We start from the raw sequence: 20,402 nt of genomic DNA on the forward strand, positions 1-20,402 counted from the left end.
TCAGGACCCGGCCGCCGGGGCTCCCGGCACGCCCTTCGGGGCCGGGGCGGCCGGGCTGCCCGACAGGAAGGACTGCCAGCCCTGCGCGGGCGCCTCGCCGACGCCCAGGGTACGCAGCTTGGCCAGCGTCGTCGGGTCCTGCGCGTCCAGCCAGTCGGCGAGCTGCCGGAAGGACACGCAGCGCACCTCCGAACGGGTGCAGACCCGCTCGATGACCTCCTGGACGGCGCGCATGTAGGTGCCGCCGTTCCAGGACTCGAAGTGGTTGCCGATGATCAGAGGCGCGCGGTTGCCGTTGTAGGCGCGGTCGAAGCCGGCCAGCAGGCCGTCACGCATCTGGTCACCCCAGAAGGCGTGCTTGCCCGGATCGCCCTGGGTCGCGGTGCCCGACTGGTTGACCATGAAGTTGTAGTCCATGCTGAGCTGCTCGAAGGAATGGCCGGGGAAGGGGACCAGCTGCATCGACAGATCCCACAGCCCCTCCTTCTTGCCGGGCCACACCTGGTTGTTGACGCCGCTGGTGTCATAGCGGAAGCCCAGCTCCCGGCCGGCCTTGCGGAAGTTCTCCTGACCCTCCAGACAGGGCGTGCGGGCGCCGACGAGCTCCTTCTCGTAGTCGAAGGGCAGCGGGGCGGCCTTCGTCATCCCGGTGTTCGTCTTCCAGGACTTCACGAAGTGCTTGGCCTGCGCGATCTCGTCCTTCCACTCCTCGACCGACCACTCGCCGACACCGCCGCCCTTGCCGCAGAAGTGGCCGTTGAAGTGCGTGCCGACCTCGTTGCCCTCCAGCCACGCCAGACGCAGCTGCTTGACGGTGTCGGCGATGCCCTGCCTGTCGTTGAAACCGATGTCCGAGCGGCCCGGTGAGTGCTGCGGGGGCCGGTAGAGATCGCGCTTGTCCTCGGGCAGCAGGTACACGCCGCTGAGGAAGTAGGTCATGGTCGTGTTGTTGTCCTTGGCGACCTTGCGGAAGTGGGAGAACAGCCGCTGACTGTCCTCGCCCGCGCCGTCCCAGGAGAACACGACGAACTGCGGTGGTTTCTGACCGGGCTTCAGCCGCTCCGCCCGCGGCAGGTGCGGCTGCGCGCCGGTGTACGCGGTGGAACCGTCGCCGATGAGACGGACCACCTTCGCGGGTGCCGGGGCCGGTTTCACCTTCTGCGGTCCGGGCGCTCCCTGGTCGGCGTCCCGGGCGCCGTTCGCGCAACCGGCCAGGGACGCGGCGCAGGCCGCTACGGCCACGGCGCCCACGGCGATCCTCTGGGTGGCGGCCATCTTCCGCCCACCTTCTTCCTTCTCTCGGGCCCATGCTGATGACGGCGTGTGCGAGCTGATGTGCCGGGACGAACCGACAGCGCCGCCAACCTCGCACGGGACCGGGACGGAATTAGTACGACAAGCCGACCAGAAGACCACTTCACTCTTTGTGGTGACGCGTTAGCCCAAATGCGTCGAATGTCCATGCTGAGCCTTTACTCTGCATTACGATCCGTTTACCGAGCGTTGATCCATCCCGCCGCTGCACGCCGTGACCCACGGCCGCGACCGACCCCGCCCCGGCGGGGACCCCCCTGCTTCCGCGACCGCGCCGCCCCGGAGGAGACGGGAACATGTCAGCCAGCGTCCCCGCACACCCCCAGCCCCTGGACTCCGCACCCGTGACGAAGGAGGCGCCAGCCGACTCCACCCGCACCGAACGCATCCACCGGCCGCACAGCCCGCCGACGGGCCCGCACCGCCGACGGGCCCGCCTCTCGGGCGCCGACGTGTCCGCGTCGATCGCGGTCTTCCTGATCGCCCTCCCCCTCTCTCTGGGCATCGCCCTCGCCACCGACGCCCCGCTCCAGGCCGGCCTGGTCGCCGCCGCGGTCGGCGGCATCGTCGCGGGGCTCCTCGGCGGCTCCCCGCTCCAGGTCAGCGGTCCCGCCGCCGGGCTGACGGTCGTCACCGCCGACCTCATCCACCGGTACGGCTGGCGCACCACCTGCGCCATCACCCTCCTCGCCGGATGCACCCAACTCCTGCTCGGCAGACTGCGGGTGGCCCGTACCGCGCTCGCCGTCAGCCCCGCGATCGTCCACGGCATGCTCGCCGGAATCGGCGTCACCATCGCCGTCGCCCAGCTGCACATCGTCCTCGGCGGCACCCCGCAGAGCGCGGTCCTCGACAACCTGACCGCCCTGCCCGCCCAACTGGCGCATCTGCACCCCGCGGCCGTGCTGATGAGCATCCTCACCCTCACCCTGCTGCTGCTCTGGCCCAGACTCCCCGGCCGGATCGGCCGACTGCTGCGCGCCGTCCCGGCCCCGCTCGTCGCGGTCGCCGGAGCCACCGCCACCGCCTCGCTCACCGCACTCAGCCTGCCCAAGGTGGAGTTGCCGTCCTGGAGCAGCCACGCCCTGGCCGGCCTGCCCGAGGGTCCGGTGGCCGGTCTCGCCGCGGCTGTCCTCACCATCACGCTGGTGTGCAGCGTGCAGTCGCTGCTCGGCGCGGTCGCCGTGGACAAGCTGATCGCCGCGCGACGAGCCGCGCACGTCGGCCCCGGCACGGCCGACTCCGACGCGGCCGCGTCCGGGACAGCCCTGCACGGCACCGAGGAGTCCGGCTCCGGGCCCGGCCACAGCCCCGACCGGCCCCGACCGGGACAGCCCGGACCCGGCCGGCGCGGAAGAGGACGAGCCGATGCCGGCCCGGGACGCGACCCCGCCCGGTCCGATCTCGACCGCGAACTCCTCGGCCAGGGAGCGGCCAACATCGTCTCAGGCGCCCTCGGAGGACTGCCCGTTGCCGGTGTGGCCGTGCGCAGCTCGGCGAATGTCCGATCCGGTGCCGTCAGCCGGAACTCCACGATGCTGCACGGCGTTCTCGTAGTAGTCGCCGCGCTGCTGATGGTCCCGATCCTGGAGCTCATCCCGCTCGCCTCACTCGCCGCCCTGGTGATGGCCGTCGGCATCCAGATGGTGTCCCTCAACCACATCCGCACGGTGACCCGCCACCGAGAGGCACTCGCCTACGCCGCCACCATCTCCGGCGTGGTGCTCCTCGGAGTCCTGGAAGGCGTGGCACTCGGCATCGCCGTGGCCGTCGCCGTCGCCCTCCACCGCCTCGCCCGCACCCGCATCACCCACGACGAGCAGGAAGGAGTCCACCACGTACATGTCCGCGGCCAGCTGACGTTCCTCGCGGTACCGAGGCTCAGCCGCGTCCTGCATCTCGTACCCCAAGGCGCCTCGGTCGTCGTGGAGCTGGACGGCTCGTTCATGGACCACGCGGCCTACGAGACACTGCAGGACTGGCAGAGCACGCACACCGCCCAAGGAGGCACGGTCGAACTGACCGGGCGCCGCGCCGGAGTCCGGATCGCCGAGCCCGCCCAACTCGCGGACCTCCGCGAGGACCACGTCACCACCGACGGGCGCTCCCCGGCCGGCACGTCCGACTGCCGCTGCCGCCCCTGGACGCCCTGGCGCAACCACCAGTGCGCGAGGCCGCGGACCCCGGCGGCCCCGGACGCGGGCACGGACCAGGACACCGGTCTGCTCCCGTACGGCGACCCCGCACAGGGGCACACCCCGGCCCAGGGCGCCAAGGGCCCGCTCCCCGACCTCACGCACCCTCTCAGCGACCCGCCCACCCGCACACCGGAAGGAGCCCTCGAACAGAACAGCACGCCGGGACCGCCCCTCGGCCCACCCCTCCTCGGCAGAGCCCCCGAGCTCCGGGGGGCCGCCGCACCCTCCTCGGCGCCGGCCACGGGCGACGCCCCCGGCCCCTCCACCGGGGGCCGGCCGTCCGGCCCATCCGGCGGACAGCCGCACGGCACCGCCCGGCGGACAGCACCCTCCGCCGGACTCCGCCCCGGAGGGGAGGACACGGGTGAGCACCAACTGGTCCGTGGCATGAGCGCGTTCCAGAGCAACACCGCCCCCAGAGTGCGGGGCGAGCTGGCACGGCTGGCCCGCGAGGGCCAGCGTCCCGCCCAGCTGTTCCTGACCTGTGCCGACTCGCGCGTGGTCACCTCGATGATCACTTCCAGTGGTCCGGGCGACCTGTTCGTGGTCCGCAACGTGGGCAACCTCGTGCCGCTGCCGGGCGCGGAGAGCGGCGACGACTCGGTCGCGGCGGCGATCGAGTACGCGGTGGACGTGCTGAACGTACGGTCCATCACGGTGTGCGGGCACTCGGGATGCGGTGCCATGCAGGCGCTGCTCAACTCCGAGCCGGGGGGTGTACAGACACCGCTCAAGCGGTGGCTGCGGCACGGCCTGCCGAGCCTGGAGCGGATGGCGGACGGCAGCCGGCCCTGGGCCCGGATCGCCGGGCGGCGCCCCGCGGACGCCTTCGAGCAGCTGTGCCTGACCAACGTGGTCCAGCAGTTGGAGCATCTGCGCGCTCACGAGTCGGTCGCCCGCGCGCTCCGGCAAGGTGCGCTGGAGCTCCACGGGGTGTACTTCCACGTGGGCGAGGCACAGGCGTACCTCCTCACGGGCGGAGCGGGAGGGGAGCTGTTCACTCACGTCACCGGGGCGGAGGAACTGCCCAGCCCGGCGTGACACGGGCGGCCGGCAGGCGTGCGCCCCTGGACCCGGCCCGCCTGTGCGCCCCACGCGCCCGACACCCGGTCCCCGTACGGCAGGGGCCGGCACCCATGGGGCCGGGGCCCGGTCGGCCCCGGCGCCCGTCAAAGGCGCCGGGCCTCCGGACCCACCACCCGTCGCTCCCGGGCGCATCCCGGCGGACCGCACCGGAGCTCCGGGCGGGGCGGCCCGAGCAGCCGGGCGGGGCTGCCCGGCCCCGGCTGCCTGCACCCGCCCGCTGCCTCCGGCCTCGGCTCTCCTGGGAACCCCGGAGTGCCGCCTGGCGGCGACTCGCTGCGCCGGGCCGCCGCCAGGCGAGTCGGGCACACGGGGAAGTGCCGCTCGCGGCCGGCGCGCAGACCGCCGCACGGTGAACCCGAGGGCCGGGGCGTCCGTGTGAACCGTCGTACGCCCGGTCACGGGGACGGACGCGCCGGTCCATGGCCCGGCATCTCGACCCCGACAGGTCTACACCAATTCTCGGCCGACCCTTGTCATCGGCCCCCCTGGTCTGATGAGCTGTGGCCTGGGACACAACGGACACCCCGGGAAAGGGAGATGTCGTGAGCAACGAGAGCCTGGCCAACCTGCTCAAAGAGGAGCGCAGGTTCGCGCCGCCCGCGGACCTGGCCGCGAACGCCAACGTCACAGCGGAGGCGTACGAGCAGGCCAAGGCTGACAGGCTCGGTTTCTGGGCCATGCAGGCCCGGCGCCTGACCTGGGCCAAGGAACCGGCCGAGACCCTGGACTGGTCCAACCCGCCGTTCGCGAAGTGGTTCAAGGACGGCGAGCTGAACGTCGCGTACAACTGCGTCGACCGCCATGTCGAGGCCGGCCACGGCGACCGCGTCGCCATCCACTTCGAGGGCGAGCCGGGCGACAGCCGGGCCATCACCTACGCCGAGCTCAAGGACGAGGTGTCCCGGGCCGCCAACGCGCTGCTGGAGCTGGGTGTCCGCGCGGGCGACCGAGTGGCCGTCTACATGCCGATGATCCCGGAGACCGCGGTCGCGATGCTGGCGTGCGCGCGGATCGGCGCCGCGCACTCGGTCGTGTTCGGCGGCTTCTCCGCGGACGCGCTCGCGACCCGCATCAAGGACGCCGACGCCAAGGTCGTCATCACCGCGGACGGCGGCTACCGGCGCGGCAAGCCGTCCGCCCTCAAGCCCGCCGTGGACGAGGCGATCGGCAAGGTGGACAACGTCGAGCACGTGCTGGTGGTCCGCCGCACCGGCCAGGACGTCGCCTTCACCGAAGGCCGGGACGTGTGGTGGGACGACATCGTCGCCCGCCAGCCCGCCGAGCACACCGCCGAGGCGTTCGAGGCCGAGCACCCGCTGTTCATCCTCTACACGTCCGGGACGACCGGCAGGCCGAAGGGCATCCTGCACACCTCCGGCGGTTACCTCACCCAGGCCGCCTACACCCATCACGCCGTCTTCGACCTCAAGCCGGAGACCGACGTGTACTGGTGCACCGCGGACGTCGGCTGGGTGACCGGCCACTCGTACATCGTCTACGGGCCGCTCGCCAACGGCGCCACCCAGGTCATGTACGAGGGCACCCCGGACACCCCGCACCAGGGCCGCTTCTGGGAGATCGTGCAGAAGTACGGCGTGACGATCCTCTACACGGCGCCCACCGCCATCCGTACGTTCATGAAGTGGGGCGACGACATCCCCGCGAAGTTCGACCTCAGCAGTCTCCGGGTGCTGGGCTCGGTGGGGGAGCCGATCAACCCCGAGGCCTGGATCTGGTACCGCAAGCACATCGGCGCGGACCGGGCCCCGATCGTGGACACCTGGTGGCAGACCGAGACCGGCGCGATGATGATCTCCCCGCTGCCGGGGGTCACCGAGACCAAGCCGGGATCCGCCCAGCGCCCGCTGCCCGGCATCTCCGCGACCGTCGTCGACGACGAGGCCCGCGAGGTGCCGAACGGCGGCGGTGGCTATCTGGTGCTGACCGAGCCGTGGCCGTCGATGCTGCGCACCATCTGGGGCGACGACCAGCGGTTCATCGACACCTACTGGTCGCGGTTCGAGGGAAAGTACTTCGCCGGCGACGGGGCGAAGAAGGACGACGACGGTGACGTCTGGCTGCTGGGCCGGGTGGACGACGTGATGCTGGTGTCCGGGCACAACATCTCCACCACCGAGGTGGAGTCCGCGCTGGTGTCGCACCCGTCCGTGGCGGAGGCGGCCGTGGTCGGGGCGGCCGACGAGACGACCGGGCAGGCGATCGTCGCGTTCGTCATCCTGCGCGGTACGGCGTCCGAGAACGACTCCCTCGTGGACGAGCTGCGCAGCCACGTCGGCGCCACGCTCGGCCCGATCGCCAAGCCTCAGCGGATCCTGCCGGTGGCCGAGCTGCCCAAGACCCGCTCCGGCAAGATCATGCGGCGGCTGCTGCGGGACGTGGCGGAGAACCGCCAGCTCGGTGACGTCACCACCCTGACCGACTCCACGGTGATGGACTTCATCCAGGCGAAGCTCCCGGCCGCGACCAGCGAGGACTGAGCACCCGGCTCCCGGCGCGGACCGGCCGCCCGGCCCGCGCCGCAGGAGCGGAGCACCGCGCTCCGAGACCCGGGAGAGGCACCCGGCACCCCCCGCGCCGGGTGCCTCTTTTGCGCTTAACGTGAGGATGATCGGACGGCCCCGACGCACCTTAGGTAAACTAAGCAAAAAGGTGCGCCGGGAAGTCTGGTCGGCATGCGCTCCGTCCTGCCCACCGACCGGAGGTCCTCCTCGTGGCCGCGCCCCGCAACACCGCCCCCCGCAAGTTCCTCGGACGCATGTCCCTGCCCGAGCGCACCTACGTGGCGGACGCCCTGCGCACCGAGACCGTCGGCGGCATCCTGCTCCTGGTCGCCGCGGTGGCCGCACTGCTCTGGGCGAACATACCGGCGCTGCAGGACAGTTACGACACGGTCTCGCACTACCACTTCGGGCCGTCCGCGCTCGGCCTCGACCTCTCCGTCGCCCACTGGGCCGCCGACGGCCTCCTCGCGATCTTCTTCTTCGTGGCCGGCATCGAGCTGAAGCGCGAGCTCGTCGCGGGCGATCTGCGCGACCCCAAGGCGGCCGTGCTGCCCGTGGTGGCCGCGGTGTGCGGCATGGCGGTACCCGCCCTGGTCTACGTCCTCACCAGCACCACGGGCGGCGGCTCCCTGAAGGGCTGGGCGGTCCCCACGGCCACCGACATCGCCTTCGCGCTCGCGGTGCTGGCGGTCATCGGCACCTCCCTGCCCAGCGCGCTGCGGGCCTTCCTGCTCACCCTGGCCGTGGTCGACGACCTGTTCGCCATCCTGATCATCGCGGTGTTCTTCACCGACCAGATCGAGCTCCCCGCGCTCGGCGGCGCCGTCCTGGGCCTCGCCCTGTTCTGGCTGCTGCTGCGCAGGGGCGTCCGCGGCTGGTACGTGTACGTGCCGCTGGCCCTGGTCATCTGGGGGCTGATGTACAACAGCGGCATCCACGCCACGATCGCGGGCGTGGCCATGGGCCTGATGCTGCGCTGCACCACCCACGAGGGCGAGGACCACTCCCCCGGTGAGCGCATAGAACACCTGGTGCGCCCGGTGTCGGCGGGGCTCGCCGTCCCGCTGTTCGCCCTGTTCAGCGCGGGCGTGTCGGTGTCGGGCGGCGCTCTGGCGGACGTGTTCACCCGGCCGGAGACCCTCGGTGTGGTCCTCGGTCTCGTCGTCGGCAAGACAGTCGGCATCTTCGGCGGCACCTGGCTGACCGTCCGCTTCACCCGCGCCACCCTCAGCGAGGAACTGGCCTGGCCGGACGTCTTCGCCGTCGCCTCGCTGGCCGGCATCGGGTTCACGGTGTCGCTGCTCATCGGCGAGCTGGCCTTCGACGGCGACCCCACGCTCACCGGCGAGATCAAGGCCGCCGTCCTGATGGGCTCGCTCATCGCGGCGACCCTCGCCACCGTCCTGCTCAAGATCCGCAACGCCAAGTACCGCCGCCTGTGCGAGGACGAGGAACGCGACGAGGATCTCGACGGAATCCCCGACATCTACGAGCAGGACGACCCGGCCTACCACCTGCGGATGGCGGAGATCCACGAGCACAAGGCCGCCGAGCACCGCCGTCTGGCGGAGGAGAAGGCCGCGGCGCGGCTTGCCGAAGTGACGGGTGGGGCAGGCGAGGGGAACGACCGTCCGGCATGATCTGACGGGACGGTACAAAAGACTCGACATCCAGCCCCAGTCAGAAGAGGGAGACCGCGATGAGCGCACCCGACGGCAGCCCGGTCGGCGCAGAACGCAGCATCGGCCAGTTGTTCGCCTCCGCGACGAACGAGTTGTCGGCGCTCGTGCACGACGAGATCGCGCTGGCGAAGGCTCAGCTCAAGCAGGACGTCCGGCGCGGCGCGGTCAGCGGCGGTGCCTTCGCCGTGGCGGGGGCGGTGCTGCTGTTCTCGCTGCCCATGCTCAACTTCGCTCTCGCGTACGGCATCCGCACCTGGAGCGACTGGAACCTGGCCCTGTGCTTCCTGCTGTCCTTCCTGGCGAACGTGCTGATCGCACTGGTGCTCGGACTGATCGGCGTCGCGTTCGCCAAGAAGGCCGCCCGCAGCAAGAGCCCGCAGAAGGTCGCCGCGTCGGTGAAGGAGTCGGCGGGCGTCCTGCAGAGCGCCAAGCCGCACCCGCGTGCCGCGCTGCCGGAGGAAGCCGCGCCCCCGGCCATCGAGGCTGTGGCACGCTCGTCGTCATGACGGACCCTGCCACTTCCCCGGCCCCGCCCGCTTCGGTCGTACGACCGCAGGGCCCCTGGACGCACCGCGAGGTCGCCGCGAACGGGGCGCGCTTCCACATCGCGGAGCTCGGCGACGGCCCGCTCGTGATGCTGGTGCACGGCTTTCCCCAGTTCTGGTGGACCTGGCGGCACCAGCTGACCGCGCTGGCCGACGCCGGTTTCCGGGCGGTCGCCATGGACCTGCGCGGGGTCGGCGGCAGCGACCGCACGCCCCGCGGCTACGACCCGGCCAACCTGGCCCTCGACATCACCGGCGTCATCCGGTCGCTCGGCGAGCCCGACGCCGCCCTGGTCGGCCACGACCTCGGCGGCTACCTGGCCTGGACGGCGGCCGTGATGCGGCCCAAGCTGATCCGGCGTCTGGCGGTGGCCTCGATGCCCCACCCGCGCCGCTGGCGTGCGGCGATGCTCGCCGACGTCAAGCAGACCACCGCGAGTTCCCACGTCTGGGGGTTCCAGCGGCCCTGGATCCCCGAACGGCAGCTCGTCGCCGACGACGGGGCGCTGGTCGGGCAGCTGATCCGGGAATGGTCCGGCCCGCGACTGCCGGACGACGAGGCGGTGCGCACCTACCGGCGGGCCATGTGCATCCCCTCCACGGCGCACTGCTCCATCGAGCCGTACCGCTGGCTGGTCCGCTCCCTGGCCCGGCCGGACGGCATCCAGTTCAACCGGCGGATGAAGCGGCCGGTGCGGGTGCCGACCCTGCATCTGCACGGCTCCCTCGACCCGGTGCTGCGCACGCGCAGCGCGGCGGGCTCCGGCGAGTACGTCGAGGCGCCGTACCGCTGGCGGCTGTTCGACGGACTCGGGCACTTCCCGCACGAGGAGGACCCGGTGGCGTTCTCCACCGAGCTCATCAACTGGCTGAAGGACCCTGAGCCGGACCGCTGAGCCCCCGCCGAGCACCGGGCCGCCCGCGCGGGACCACGTGAGCCCGGCCACGCGAACCCGGCGCGTGGACCCGGCACGTGGACCCGGCCAGGCGAACCCGGCGCGTGGACCCGGCCAGGCGAACCCGGCCACGTGATACGGACCGCTTGAACCGGTCCCCGCGGCCGGCTCCGGGGCCGGGACAACCGCCTGCCCCGCCCCCGGTGGAGGCGTCGCACCACCCGAACGGGTGCCGGTACGGCAACGTTTCGCCTTCGGTGCGTGACGGCCCCCGTGCGCCCGGTACCGGCGGCCGGAACACCTGTCCGTCGAACGGCCAATTGCCTGGCGCATACTCCAACTGGGGTGCACGGCGGAGGTTATCGACCTTGGGGCGGGGGCAGACGTCGGGGTATGGGCTGGACGCACGACTACAGTGACGTAGCACGCAACCGCCGCTCGGGCCGCTCCCTGAGCACCCGCCAGCGAGGCACCCCGCAGTCACCGGGGACCGGCCTGCCGGTGGGGATCCCGCGCATCCTGCGCCGCCGGGCCCGCTGGGTCTCGGTACGCCTGCGCCATCCCCGCGGCTGACGTCGGCAGAGCTCACCGCCCCGACCGCTGCCGCCTCCCACGGCCGGCACCCCGCCACGGCGGTGCCGGCCCCGTGACCGGCACCGCCCCGCGCGCGCCGCCACCTCACAGGCCGTCACCGCCCGGCCGGCCGACGCCGTCCCCGCGGTACGGGCCTACAGCGCGCAGCTGTCGCTGCCCACCTGCTGGGTCGCGGTGCGGCCCTCGGTGATGTCCGCGGCGATCTCGTCGGCCGTGAGGGCGTAGCCGGTGTCGGCGTCGTCCAGGGACTTCGCGAAGACCACGCCGTACACGTCGCCCTCGGGGGTGAGCAGCGGGCCGCCGGAGTTGCCCTGGCGGACGGTCGCGTACAGCGAGTAGACGTCGCGGCGGACGGTGCCGCGGTGGTAGATGTCGGGTCCGTCGGCCGGGATCCGGCCGCGTACCCGCGCGGCGCGCACGTCGTACGAGCCGTTCTCGGGGAATCCGGCGACGATCGCGTCGTCGCCGCTCCCGGCGTCGGCGGAGGCGAAGCGCAGCGCGGGCGCGTTCAGGTCGGGCACGTCCAGGACGGCGATGTCGCGCTTCCAGTCGTACAGGACGACGGTGGCGTCGTAGCGGCGGCCTTCGCCGCCTATCTGGACGGTCGGCTCGTCGACGCCGCCGACGACGTGCGCGTTGGTCATCACCCGGCGGTCGTCGAAGACGAAGCCGGTGCCTTCCAGGACCTTGCCGCAGCTCTGCGCGGTGCCCATCACCTTGACGATGGAGCGCTTGGCACGGGCGGCGACGGCGCTCTCGGCCAGGGCGGGGTCGGGCGGCCGTACGTCGGTGATCGGCTCGTTGGCGAACGGGCTGAACACCTGGGGGAAGCCGTTCTGCGCGAGGACGGAGGAGAAGTCCGCGAACCAGGAGGTGTCCGCCTGGTCGGGCAGCGCGCGGGACACGCCGAGCAGCACCTTGGAACTCCGCACCTCCTTGCCGAGGGTCGGCAGGGTGGTGCCCGCGAGCGCGGAGCCGATGAGCCAGGCGACCAGGAGCATGGCGACGACGTTGACGAGGGCGCCGCCGGTGGCGTCCAGGGCGCGGGCCGGGGACCAGGTGATGTGGCGGCGCAGCTTGTTGCCGAGGTGGGTGGTCAGGGCCTGGCCGACGGAGGCGCAGACGATCACGACGACGACCGCGACGACGGCGGCGGTCGTACCGACCTCGGCGTTGTCGGTCAGCGCGTCCCAGATGACGGGCAGGGTGTAGACGGCGACGAGTCCGCCGCCGAGAAAGCCGATCACCGACAGGATGCCGACGACGAACCCCTGGCGGTAGCCGACGATCGCGAACCACACGGCAGCGACCAGCAACAGGATGTCCAGCACGTTCACTGCTTCGGGCCTCGCCTCGTCATCTTCCGTCCGCTCCGTCCGGCCGGGGCACCGGACCTCCGCGCCCCGGCGAACGGACACAGTGTCCCCCGTACGGCTGTCGCCCGTACGGCCCGCGTGGTGGCCACCCTGTCATGAGCGCCAGTCGAGCGGGACCTGCTTGCTGCGGTCCCAGGGGCGTTCCCAGCCGGAGAAGTGCAGCAGACGGTCGATCACACCGGCCGTGAACCCCCAGACGAGGGCCGATTCGACCAGGAATGCCGGTCCTCTGTGGCCGCTGGGGTGGACGGTGGTGGCGCGGTTGCCGGGGTCCGTGAGATCCGCCACGGGGACCGTGAAGACCCGGGCGGTCTCGTTGGGGTCCACGACGCCGACCGGGGTCGGCTCCCGCCACCAGCCGAGGACCGGACTGACCACGAAGCCGCTGACCGGGATGTACAGCCGCGGCAGGAGGCCGAACAGCTGCACACCGGCCGGGTCGAGCCCGGTCTCCTCCTCGGCCTCGCGCAGGGCCGCGCGCAGCGGGCCGACGGTCTGCGGGTCGCCGTCCTCCGGGTCCAGGGCGCCCCCGGGGAAGGCCGGCTGGCCGGCGTGCGAGCGCAGCGAACCGGCCCGCTCCATCAGCAGCAGCTCGGGCCCGCGCTCGCCCTCGCCGAACAGGATCAGCACGGCGGACTGGCGGCCCGCACCGTCCTCCGGCGGCAGGAAGCGGCTCAGCTCCAGCGGCTTCACCGTCTCCACGGCGCGCACCACCGGATCCAGCCAGTCCGGCAGCCCGTCCTTGCTCAGCGCCACCGGTCCGCCCTGCGTATGGCTCCCGCGCCTCATGGCCACCCCCGCTCCACCCGGTCCAACGCCGGGACCCGCCGTGATCGTTCCCCCGCCCGGCCGCCGGTCACCCGGCCCCCAGCGGCGGCGCGGCCCGGCCGCCCGCGTCCAGGTAGGACTGCGGAGGGTTGAGGCGCTGCCCGGGCAGGCCCGCCTTCTCGTACTTCAGGAGCTTCCTGGCCTTCTCCGGGTCGGTCTCTCCCTCGCCGTACGCCGGGCAGAGCGGGGCGATGGGGCAGGCGCCGCAGGCCGGCTTCCGGGCATGGCAGATGCGGCGGCCGTGCCAGATCACGTGGTGCGACAGGTCCGTCCAGTCGCCGCGCGGGAACAGCGCGCCGACCGCGGCCTCGATCCGGTCGGGGTCGGTCTCGTCGGTCCACCGCCAGCGCCGCACCAGCCGCTGGAAGTGCGTGTCCACGGTGATGCCGGGCCGGCCGTAGGCGTTGCCGAGCACGACGAACGCCGTCTTGCGGCCCACGCCGGGCAGCTTGACCAGGTCCTCCAGCCGGCCGGGCACCTCCCCGCCGAACTGCTCCGCCAGCGCCTTCGACAGGCCGATGACCGACCTGGTCTTGGCGCGGAAGAACCCGGTCGGGCGCAGGATGCCCTCGACCTCCTCCGGGTCGGCTGCGGCGAGGTCCTCCGGGGTGGGGTACCTCGCGAACAGCGCCGGGGTGGTCTGGTTCACCCGCAGGTCGGTCGTCTGCGCCGACAGCACGGTGGCGACCAGCAGTTGGAAGGGGTTGTCGAAGTCCAGCTCGGGGTGGGCGTACGGGTAGACCTCGGCGAGTTCCCGGTTGATACGGCGGGCCCGGCGCACCAGTGCCGTCCGCGTCTCGCCCGGCTTCGGCGACGCCGCCGCGATCGTCGACGCGGGAGCCGCGGCCACGGCGGCTCCGGCCCCGCCGGTCAGCACGGCGGGCTTCCTCGCGGCTCTCTTCGCCGTCTTCGGCGCCGTCTTCTGCGCCGTCTTCGGCGCGGCTTTCTTCGCGGGGCTCTTCGCGGGGCTCTTCGCGAGCTTCCTCGCCGGCTTCCGGGCGGACTCGGCGGACCCGACCGCGGGTCCGCCCGCGGAGCCGGCCGCCGGCCCGGCGGGAGCCTTGGCCGCAGGCCTCGCGGCGGACCTGGTCGCGGTCTTCACAGGGGCCCCGGCCGCGGCCTTCGCGGGCGTCTCTCCCGTCGCCCGCCCGGTGGCTCGCTTCGCGGCGGCCCCGCCGCGAGCCGCCTTCGTCGCGGCACCCGCCTTCTTCGCAGCGGACTTTCCCGCGGCACCCCCCGCCGCAGCCTTCTTCGCGGTCGCCTTCCCCGCGGTCGGCTCGGCGGGCGCCTTCTTCGCGAGCGTCTTCTTCGCCGCCGTCTTCTGCGCTGCCGTCTTCTTCGCCGTCTTCTTCGCCGTCTTCTTGGCTGCCGGCTTCTCCACTGCGACGCCCTTCCCGGTCTCGACGCCCTCTTTCGCAGGGGGTGCCTGCTCCGCCGGAACGGCCTTCGTCCGGCCGCTCGCCCTGCTCGCGCCGGAGGTCCTCCGGGCCGCGTCCGCCGCTTCCCCGTCACCGTCAGGAGGCTGTTCGCCCACAGCGGAATCCCGCCGTACCACCATCCGCCCAGCCCCCTCGGCCTGCGCTCTCACCGGCGTTTCGGACACCCGGCCAGCCTACGGCCCGGCGCCGACATCCGCCCCGGACCCTGAAGATCGGCCCCCAATTGGACCCCTGCCGCTTACCAGCGGACACCAGTGCGGCATCCTTGTGACAGATCACACTGTTTGGACTGTCCCGCAAAATGGGCACCACGGTCCCCTGGTACACCGGGGGAGCAAGATCCCCTGAGCAGGTCGACAAGGAGAGAACTCGTGGACGACGTCCTGCGGCGCAATCCGCTCTTCGCGGCCCTCGACGACGAGCAGGCCGCGGAGCTGCGCGCCTCCATGAGCGAGGTGACCCTGGCACGGGGCGACTCCCTGTTCCACGAGGGCGACCCGGGCGACCGGCTGTACGTGGTGACCGAGGGCAAGGTGAAGCTCCACCGCACCTCCCCCGACGGCCGCGAGAACATGCTCGCCGTCGTCGGCCCCGGCGAGCTGATCGGCGAGCTGTCGCTGTTCGACCCGGGCCCCCGTACGGCGACCGCCACCGCACTGACCGAGGTCAAGCTGCTGGGTCTGGGCCACGGCGACCTCCAGCCCTGGCTGAACGTCCGCCCCGAGGTGGCCTCCGCGCTGCTGCGCGCCGTCGCCCGCCGGCTGCGCAAGACCAACGACGCCATGTCGGACCTGGTCTTCTCCGACGTGCCCGGCCGGGTCGCACGCGCCCTGCTGGACCTCTCCCGCCGCTTCGGCGTGCAGTCCGAGGAGGGCATCCACGTCGTCCACGACCTGACGCAGGAGGAGCTCGCCCAGCTGGTCGGTGCCTCCCGCGAGACGGTCAACAAGGCGCTCGCCGACTTCGCCCAGCGCGGCTGGCTGCGTCTGGAGGCGCGGGCCGTGATCCTGCTGGACGTGGAGCGGCTCGCCAAGCGCTCCCGGTGAGTGCCGCCGGTCTGAACGGCCGGTGACGTTCCCGCCCTCCGCGCCCGACACGGACCGCCGCCGTGCCCGGCCCAGGGCACAGTGGACCCATGACGCAGACGGTCCGCCGCGCCCGGCGCACCCCGCGGCCCGAGCGCCCCGGCCTCGACAGCCGGGGCTGCATCGAGCGCGAGGGCTCCCCGGGACTGGTCCCGCCCGCCTTCCGGCCCGTCGTCGCCGCAGCCCGGGACGGGCTGCTGGACCTCTTCGGGAACCGGCTGCACAGCGCCTGCCCCTACGGGTCGGTGCCGCGCGGCACCCCGCGCGTGGGACGCAGCGATTTGGACCTGCTGGTGGCGCTGCCCGAGGAGCCGGCCGACGCGGACCGGGACGCCGTACGGGCCGGGAGGAGGAGCTCGACCGGCGGTTCGGGCAGATCGACGGCGTGGGCACGCTGCCGTTCGGCCGGGCGCGGCTGCTGAGCGACCCGGCGACGTACGACCTGGACCGGTTCGCGGCCCGCCTGTGCACCCCGCTGCTCGGGGAGGACCTCGCCGGGTACCTGCCGCGCTACCGCCCTGGCACCCGGCCGGCCCGCGAGACCAACGGCGACCTCGCCCTGCTGCCGCCGCGCCGGCGGGAGCGCATCGCCTCGGCCGCGACACCCGGCCGGCGGCGAACCCTGGTCCGGCACCTCTCCCGGCACCTCTCCCGGCACCTGGTACGCACAGCCTTCACCCTCGTCATGCCGCGCTGGAACGGCTGGACCAGCGACCTGCACGAGATGGCCGAGACGTTCGCCCGGTACCACCCCGAGCGCGGCGGGCAGCTGCGGACCGCCGCCCGTCTCGGCCACGAGCCCGTGGACGACCCCGGCGCGCTGCGCGCCCACGTCGACGACCCGGGGCCCTGGCCGGCGGCGGAGTACACGCGCGTGCACGGCACGAGACCCCCCGGCCCCGGGAGGGCGACGGCCGGGCCGTGGCCCACGGCTGCGGGCACGCGGCGGGCCGCCTCCGGTCAGATGAGGCCGTGCTCCGTCAGGTACTCCAGCTGGGCCCGTACGGACAGCTCGGCCGCGGGCCACAGGGAGCGGTCCACGTCGGCGTACACATGGGCCACGACCTGCGAGGGCGTACGGTAGCCGTCCTCCACGGCCGTCTCGACCTGGGCGAGCCGGTGGGCGCGGTGGGCCAGGTAGAACTCCACCGCACCCTGGGCGTCCTCCAGGACGGGCCCGTGGCCCGGCAGCACGGTGTGCACGCCGTCGTCGACCGTCAGCGACCGCAGGCGGCGCAGCGAGTCCAGGTAGTCGCCGAGGCGGCCGTCGGGGTGCGCCACGACGGTCGTGCCGCGCCCGAGGACGGTGTCACCGGTCAGGACCGCCCGGTCGGCCGGGAGGTGGAAGCTCAGCGAGTCGGCGGTGTGCCCCGGGGTCGGTACGACCCGCAGTTCCAGGCCGCCCACCTCGATGCCGCCCCCGGCGGCGAGGCCCTCCTCACCCAGGGTCAGCGACGGGTCGAGGGCACGCACCCGGGTGCCGGTGAGTTCGGCGAACCGGGCGGCGCCCTCCGCGTGGTCGGGGTGGCCGTGCGTGAGCAGGGTCAGCGCGACGCGCCGCCCGGCCTTCTCGGCGGTGTCCACGACCGCGCGCAGATGGCCCTCGTCCAGCGGGCCGGGGTCGACGACCACGGCCAGGTCGGAATCGGGTTCGGCGAGGATCCAGGTGTTGGTGCCGTCCAGGGTCATCGCGGAGGGGTTGGGCGCGAGTACGTTCACGGCCCGCGCGGTCGCGGGGCCGGACAGGACCCGGCCGCGCGGCTGTCCGGGCAGGGTGCTCGCGTCGGTCATGAGGAGGCTCCACCCGTCGAGGTCGAAGGCGGGGCCGGGGACGGGGACGGGGGCTGTGCCGGGCCCGGGGGCTGTGCCGGAGCGGCTGCCGGAGGCGTCGTACGGGAGCCGGCCGCCGGGGACGCGGCGGGGGCGGCCGGCACGTGCTTGGTGAACTCGTCGTGGCCCGGCCAGGTCAGGATGATCTCGCCGCCCTCCAGGCGCGCCTGCGCGAGCACGGGTGCCAGGTCCCGGGCGGGGGCGTCGGTGAGCGCGTCGGCGGCCGCGGCGTACGCGGTGAGCTGGCGCAGGGTGGCGACGGTGGGCGGCATCATCAGCAGCTCACCCCGGTCGTAGCCGGCCGCGGCGTCCGCCGGGCGCAGCCACACCGTGCGGTCGGCCTCGGTGGACACGTCGCGGGTGCGCTGGCCGACGGGCAGGGCGGCGACGAAGAACCAGGTGTCGTAGCGGCGCTCCTCGAACTCCGGGGTGATCCAGCGGGTCCAGGCGCCCAGCAGGTCGGAACGGAGCACCAGGCCGCGGCGGTCGAGGAACTCGGCGAAGGACAGCTCGCGGCTGACCAGGGCCACCCGGTCGGCCTCCCAGTCGTCGCCGGTGGTGTCGCCGACGACCGTGTCCGGTGCGGGCCCGGCGAGCAGCACACCGGCCTCCTCGAAGGTCTCCCGGACGGCGGCGCACACGATGGCCTGGGCGCCCGGCTCGTCCACCCCCAGCCGCTCGGCCCACCACGCGCGCGTGGGGCCCGCCCAGCTCACCCGGAGGTCGTCGTCACGCGGGTCGACGCCGCCGCCCGGATAGGCGTACGCGCCGGCCGCGAAGGCCATGGAGGTGCGTCGGCGCAGCAGATGCACGGCCGGGCCGCCGGGCCCGTCCTTCAGGAGCATCACGGTGGCCGCGCGCCGGGGCTGCACCGGGGTGAGCGTGCCCTCCGCGAGCGCGCGGATCCGGTCGGGCCACTGCGGGGGGTACCACTGACCGTTCGCCATGGCCGGAGGCTATCCCGTGGCGGGCGGATGTTCGAGAGGGGTCCGACGGAGGCGACACGCGGCCGGCCGGGGGCCGCGGAGGGGATGCACCGTGCGGGTGCGACGACGAACGGGATGGAAACGGGGGACGGCGACGGGGGACGAGGACGGAACGGTCTTCGCCCACGGTGCGCGGCGAGCGGGCGGAGGCACCACCGGCAGCGGCGGCGCGCGAACGCGCCTCGCCGGGAGGCCGGGCAGCGGGCCACGGCGGCGAGCGGCGGAGGCCGGCGACACGGGACGGGGGACGGGGGACGGGGGACGGGCGGCAGACGACAGCGACGGACGGCAGGCGAGGGCGGCAGACAAAAGGCGAACCGACGACGGACGGCAGGCGGGGGGCGCCAGGCGACCAGTGGCCGGTGCCGACAACAGGCCGGACCGGCGGACCGGCGACGGACGGCAGGCGGCAGGCGGCAGGCGACAGGCGACAGGCGGCAGGCGACAGGCGGCAGGCGGCAGGCGGCAGGCGGCAGGCGGCAGGCGAACGGCTGGCCTAGGGCGACCCGTGGCCGGTGGCCGGCAACCGGCGGACCGACGGACGGCGGCGGACGACTGACGACGGCGGACCGCTGACGGCCGACGCCCGACGGCCCACGGCCGCCGACGGGCGCCGACGGCCGGCGGAGCCGGACGTGAGCGGCCGGCGAGGCGGCCTGGCAGGCAGGCCGGGGCCGGACCGCGTCCGGGGGCAGGGCGGCCGCGCCAGGGGCCCGGCGGAGGACCGGTCGAGCGGGCCGGGCCGGGCCGGGCCGGGCCGGGCGCACCGTGGCGGGAGCCGGAGGAGCCGCGCCCGGCAGGCCGGCCATGTCGTCGGCGGGTGCGGCCCGGCTGCCGCCGGGCGTCCTCCGGGCCCGGGGCCGGGATCGTCCTCCGGGGCCGGGATCCCTGCCGGAGGGCTGATGGGGAGCCCGGGCCGTCGGGGGAGGCCGGGAGGCCGCGCCGGGACCGGTGGGCCGTCGGCGGGCCCCGCAGCAGCCCGCGGCCGGGCCGGGAAGGCGCGGGCGCGCCGGGCTCCGGGACCCGGCCGCGGGCCTGGCGGCAGGCGCTCAGGCCTCGGTGAGCTCCACCTGGATCTCCACCTCGACCGGCGCGTCCAGCGGCAGCACCGCGACACCCACCGCGCTGCGCGCGTGCACGCCCTTGTCGCCGAGGACCTCGCCCAGGAGCTCGCTGGCACCGTTGAGGACGGCGGGCTGGCCGGTGAAGTCCGAGGCCGACGCCACGAAGCCGACGACCTTCACCACGCGCGCGATGCGGTCCAGGTCACCGGCGACCGACTTCACGGCCGCGAGCGCGTTCAGGGCGCAGACCCGGGCCAGGTCCTTGGCCTCTTCCGGGGTGACCTCCGCGCCGACCTTGCCGGTGAGCGGAAGCTTGCCGTCCACCATGGGCAGCTGGCCCGCGGTGAACACGTAGGCGCCGCTGCGCACGGCCGGCTGGTACGCGGCCAGCGGCGGCACCACCTGCGGCAGCGTCAGCCCGAGTTCGGCGATCTTCGCCTCGACCGCGCTCACGCCTGCTTCTCCCGCTTCAGGTAGGCCACCAGCTGCTCGGGGTTGTTCGGGCCCGGCACGACCTGGACGAGCTCCCAGCCGTCCTCGCCCCAGGTGTCCAGAATCTGCTTCGTGGCATGGACGAGCAGCGGCACGGTTGCGTATTCCCACTTGGTCATGGGGCCGACTGTAGCCGCTGCGGCGGGGCCCGCCGCAGCGGGTGGCCGCCGGGTCCGCCCCGCGCCGCCGGGGCCCGCGGCCGCCGTCCCGGACGGTCCGGAACCCCCCTCGCCCATATCGTGGCAAACCGCAACATACTATGCAGCAGGGCAGAGTGAGGCGGGGCCGCGCCAGGGCAGGGCGGGGCCGCATCGGGCCCGGACCGGACCGGAAGCAGGAGCGAACCCGGCCGAAACGGGCTCGCACGCCCTGTCCGCCCTGCTCAGGAACCGTTTCTCCACAGGCGGGCGTGGCCGGTTGTCCACAGCCTCTGACTGCTGCGCGGCCGGACTGGTTACGCTCGAA

At 73.7% G+C, this 20,402-nt stretch carries 15 protein-coding genes and 1 pseudogene; 8 read left to right on the top strand and 8 right to left on the bottom strand.

The window, feature by feature from the left end:
* Complete coding sequence (locus AC5K6T_RS20965) at positions 1-1,275, bottom strand: polysaccharide deacetylase family protein (RefSeq protein WP_493211221.1); 1,275 nt, start codon at positions 1,273-1,275, stop codon at positions 1-3.
* A 335-nt stretch (positions 1,276-1,610) separates the two neighbouring features.
* On the opposite strand from AC5K6T_RS20965, the gene AC5K6T_RS20970 reads away from it, so the two are divergent.
* The 6 genes from AC5K6T_RS20970 to AC5K6T_RS20995 all read left to right on the top strand — a co-directional run bounded on the left by AC5K6T_RS20970 (position 1,611) and on the right by AC5K6T_RS20995 (position 10,816).
* Positions 1,611-4,553, top strand: coding sequence for a bifunctional SulP family inorganic anion transporter/carbonic anhydrase (locus AC5K6T_RS20970; protein ID WP_493211223.1), 2,943 nt, complete (start codon positions 1,611-1,613; stop codon positions 4,551-4,553).
* Between the two features lie 587 nt (positions 4,554-5,140).
* Positions 5,141-7,096, top strand: coding sequence for an acetate--CoA ligase (gene acs, locus AC5K6T_RS20975; protein WP_493211225.1), 1,956 nt, complete (start codon positions 5,141-5,143; stop codon positions 7,094-7,096).
* Positions 7,097-7,329: 233 nt separating this feature from the next.
* Positions 7,330-8,760, top strand: coding sequence for a Na+/H+ antiporter NhaA (nhaA, locus tag AC5K6T_RS20980; protein ID WP_493211227.1), 1,431 nt, complete (start codon positions 7,330-7,332; stop codon positions 8,758-8,760).
* 59 nt (positions 8,761-8,819) lie between these two features.
* Positions 8,820-9,308, top strand: a complete 489-nt coding sequence (locus AC5K6T_RS20985; protein ID WP_493211229.1) for a phage holin family protein — start codon at positions 8,820-8,822, stop codon at positions 9,306-9,308.
* Positions 9,305-10,243: an alpha/beta fold hydrolase gene (locus AC5K6T_RS20990; protein ID WP_493211230.1), complete on the top strand. Its 939-nt coding sequence runs from the start codon at positions 9,305-9,307 to the stop codon at positions 10,241-10,243. The genes AC5K6T_RS20985 and AC5K6T_RS20990 overlap by 4 nt, the downstream gene beginning before the upstream one ends.
* Before the next feature lie 393 nt (positions 10,244-10,636).
* Positions 10,637-10,816, top strand: a complete 180-nt coding sequence (locus tag AC5K6T_RS20995; protein ID WP_493211232.1) for a hypothetical protein — start codon at positions 10,637-10,639, stop codon at positions 10,814-10,816.
* A 155-nt stretch (positions 10,817-10,971) separates the two neighbouring features.
* Here the strand turns inward: AC5K6T_RS20995 and AC5K6T_RS21000 are convergent, their stop codons facing one another.
* The 3 genes from AC5K6T_RS21000 to nth all read right to left on the bottom strand — a co-directional run bounded on the left by AC5K6T_RS21000 (position 10,972) and on the right by nth (position 14,143).
* Complete coding sequence (locus AC5K6T_RS21000) at positions 10,972-12,174, bottom strand: MarP family serine protease (protein WP_493211233.1); 1,203 nt, start codon at positions 12,172-12,174, stop codon at positions 10,972-10,974.
* A gap of 132 nt (positions 12,175-12,306) precedes the next feature.
* Entirely contained in the window at positions 12,307-13,002 is a 696-nt protein-coding gene (locus AC5K6T_RS21005) for an NUDIX hydrolase (RefSeq protein WP_493211234.1), read from the bottom strand.
* Between the two features lie 67 nt (positions 13,003-13,069).
* Positions 13,070-14,143 carry an endonuclease III gene (nth, locus tag AC5K6T_RS21010; protein ID WP_493212154.1) on the bottom strand — a complete coding sequence of 358 codons (1,074 nt, stop codon included), beginning with the start codon at positions 14,141-14,143 and terminating at the stop codon, positions 13,070-13,072.
* Positions 14,144-14,851: 708 nt separating this feature from the next.
* Here nth and AC5K6T_RS21015 point away from each other — a divergent pair.
* Both AC5K6T_RS21015 and AC5K6T_RS21020 read left to right on the top strand, forming a co-directional pair.
* Positions 14,852-15,526 carry a Crp/Fnr family transcriptional regulator gene (locus AC5K6T_RS21015; RefSeq protein WP_279549319.1) on the top strand — a complete coding sequence of 225 codons (675 nt, stop codon included), beginning with the start codon at positions 14,852-14,854 and terminating at the stop codon, positions 15,524-15,526.
* Between the two features lie 89 nt (positions 15,527-15,615).
* A pseudogene (locus AC5K6T_RS21020) lies at positions 15,616-16,466 on the top strand (nucleotidyltransferase); the annotation flags it as partial.
* A gap of 59 nt (positions 16,467-16,525) precedes the next feature.
* Here AC5K6T_RS21020 and AC5K6T_RS21025 read toward each other — a convergent pair.
* The 4 genes from AC5K6T_RS21025 to sp36 form a co-directional block, all read right to left on the bottom strand.
* The gene (locus tag AC5K6T_RS21025) at positions 16,526-17,356 is read right to left on the bottom strand and encodes an MBL fold metallo-hydrolase (RefSeq protein ID WP_493211235.1); all 831 of its coding nucleotides are present in this window, start codon (positions 17,354-17,356) and stop codon (positions 16,526-16,528) included.
* Complete coding sequence (locus AC5K6T_RS21030) at positions 17,353-18,342, bottom strand: NUDIX hydrolase (protein ID WP_493211236.1); 990 nt, start codon at positions 18,340-18,342, stop codon at positions 17,353-17,355. The genes AC5K6T_RS21025 and AC5K6T_RS21030 overlap by 4 nt, the downstream gene beginning before the upstream one ends.
* 1,088 nt (positions 18,343-19,430) lie before the next feature.
* Positions 19,431-19,898 carry a RidA family protein gene (locus AC5K6T_RS21035; protein ID WP_493211237.1) on the bottom strand — a complete coding sequence of 156 codons (468 nt, stop codon included), beginning with the start codon at positions 19,896-19,898 and terminating at the stop codon, positions 19,431-19,433.
* A complete protein-coding gene (gene sp36 / locus AC5K6T_RS21040) occupies positions 19,895-20,056 on the bottom strand; it encodes a Sp36 family protein (RefSeq protein ID WP_003975360.1) in 162 nt (53 codons plus the stop codon). The genes AC5K6T_RS21035 and sp36 overlap by 4 nt, the downstream gene beginning before the upstream one ends.
* Positions 20,057-20,402 lie beyond the last annotated feature (346 nt).

The sequence above is a fragment of the Streptomyces sp. B8-7 genome, assembly GCF_058833805.1.

What these genes read in the sequence shown, in the direction of transcription:
- AC5K6T_RS21005 (WP_493211234.1), bottom strand. Translation starts at nt 13,002, where the DNA reads ATGAGGCGCGGGAGCCATACGCAGGGCGGACCGGTGGCGCTGAGCAAG.
- AC5K6T_RS20970 (WP_493211223.1), top strand. Translation starts at nt 1,611, where the DNA reads ATGTCAGCCAGCGTCCCCGCACACCCCCAGCCCCTGGACTCCGCACCC.
- sp36 (WP_003975360.1), bottom strand. Translation starts at nt 20,056, where the DNA reads ATGACCAAGTGGGAATACGCAACCGTGCCGCTGCTCGTCCATGCCACG.
- AC5K6T_RS20990 (WP_493211230.1), top strand. Translation starts at nt 9,305, where the DNA reads ATGACGGACCCTGCCACTTCCCCGGCCCCGCCCGCTTCGGTCGTACGA.
- AC5K6T_RS21025 (WP_493211235.1), bottom strand. Translation starts at nt 17,356, where the DNA reads ATGACCGACGCGAGCACCCTGCCCGGACAGCCGCGCGGCCGGGTCCTG.
- AC5K6T_RS21030 (WP_493211236.1), bottom strand. Translation starts at nt 18,342, where the DNA reads ATGGCGAACGGTCAGTGGTACCCCCCGCAGTGGCCCGACCGGATCCGC.
- AC5K6T_RS20995 (WP_493211232.1), top strand. Translation starts at nt 10,637, where the DNA reads ATGGGCTGGACGCACGACTACAGTGACGTAGCACGCAACCGCCGCTCG.
- AC5K6T_RS20965 (WP_493211221.1), bottom strand. Translation starts at nt 1,275, where the DNA reads ATGGCCGCCACCCAGAGGATCGCCGTGGGCGCCGTGGCCGTAGCGGCC.
- AC5K6T_RS20985 (WP_493211229.1), top strand. Translation starts at nt 8,820, where the DNA reads ATGAGCGCACCCGACGGCAGCCCGGTCGGCGCAGAACGCAGCATCGGC.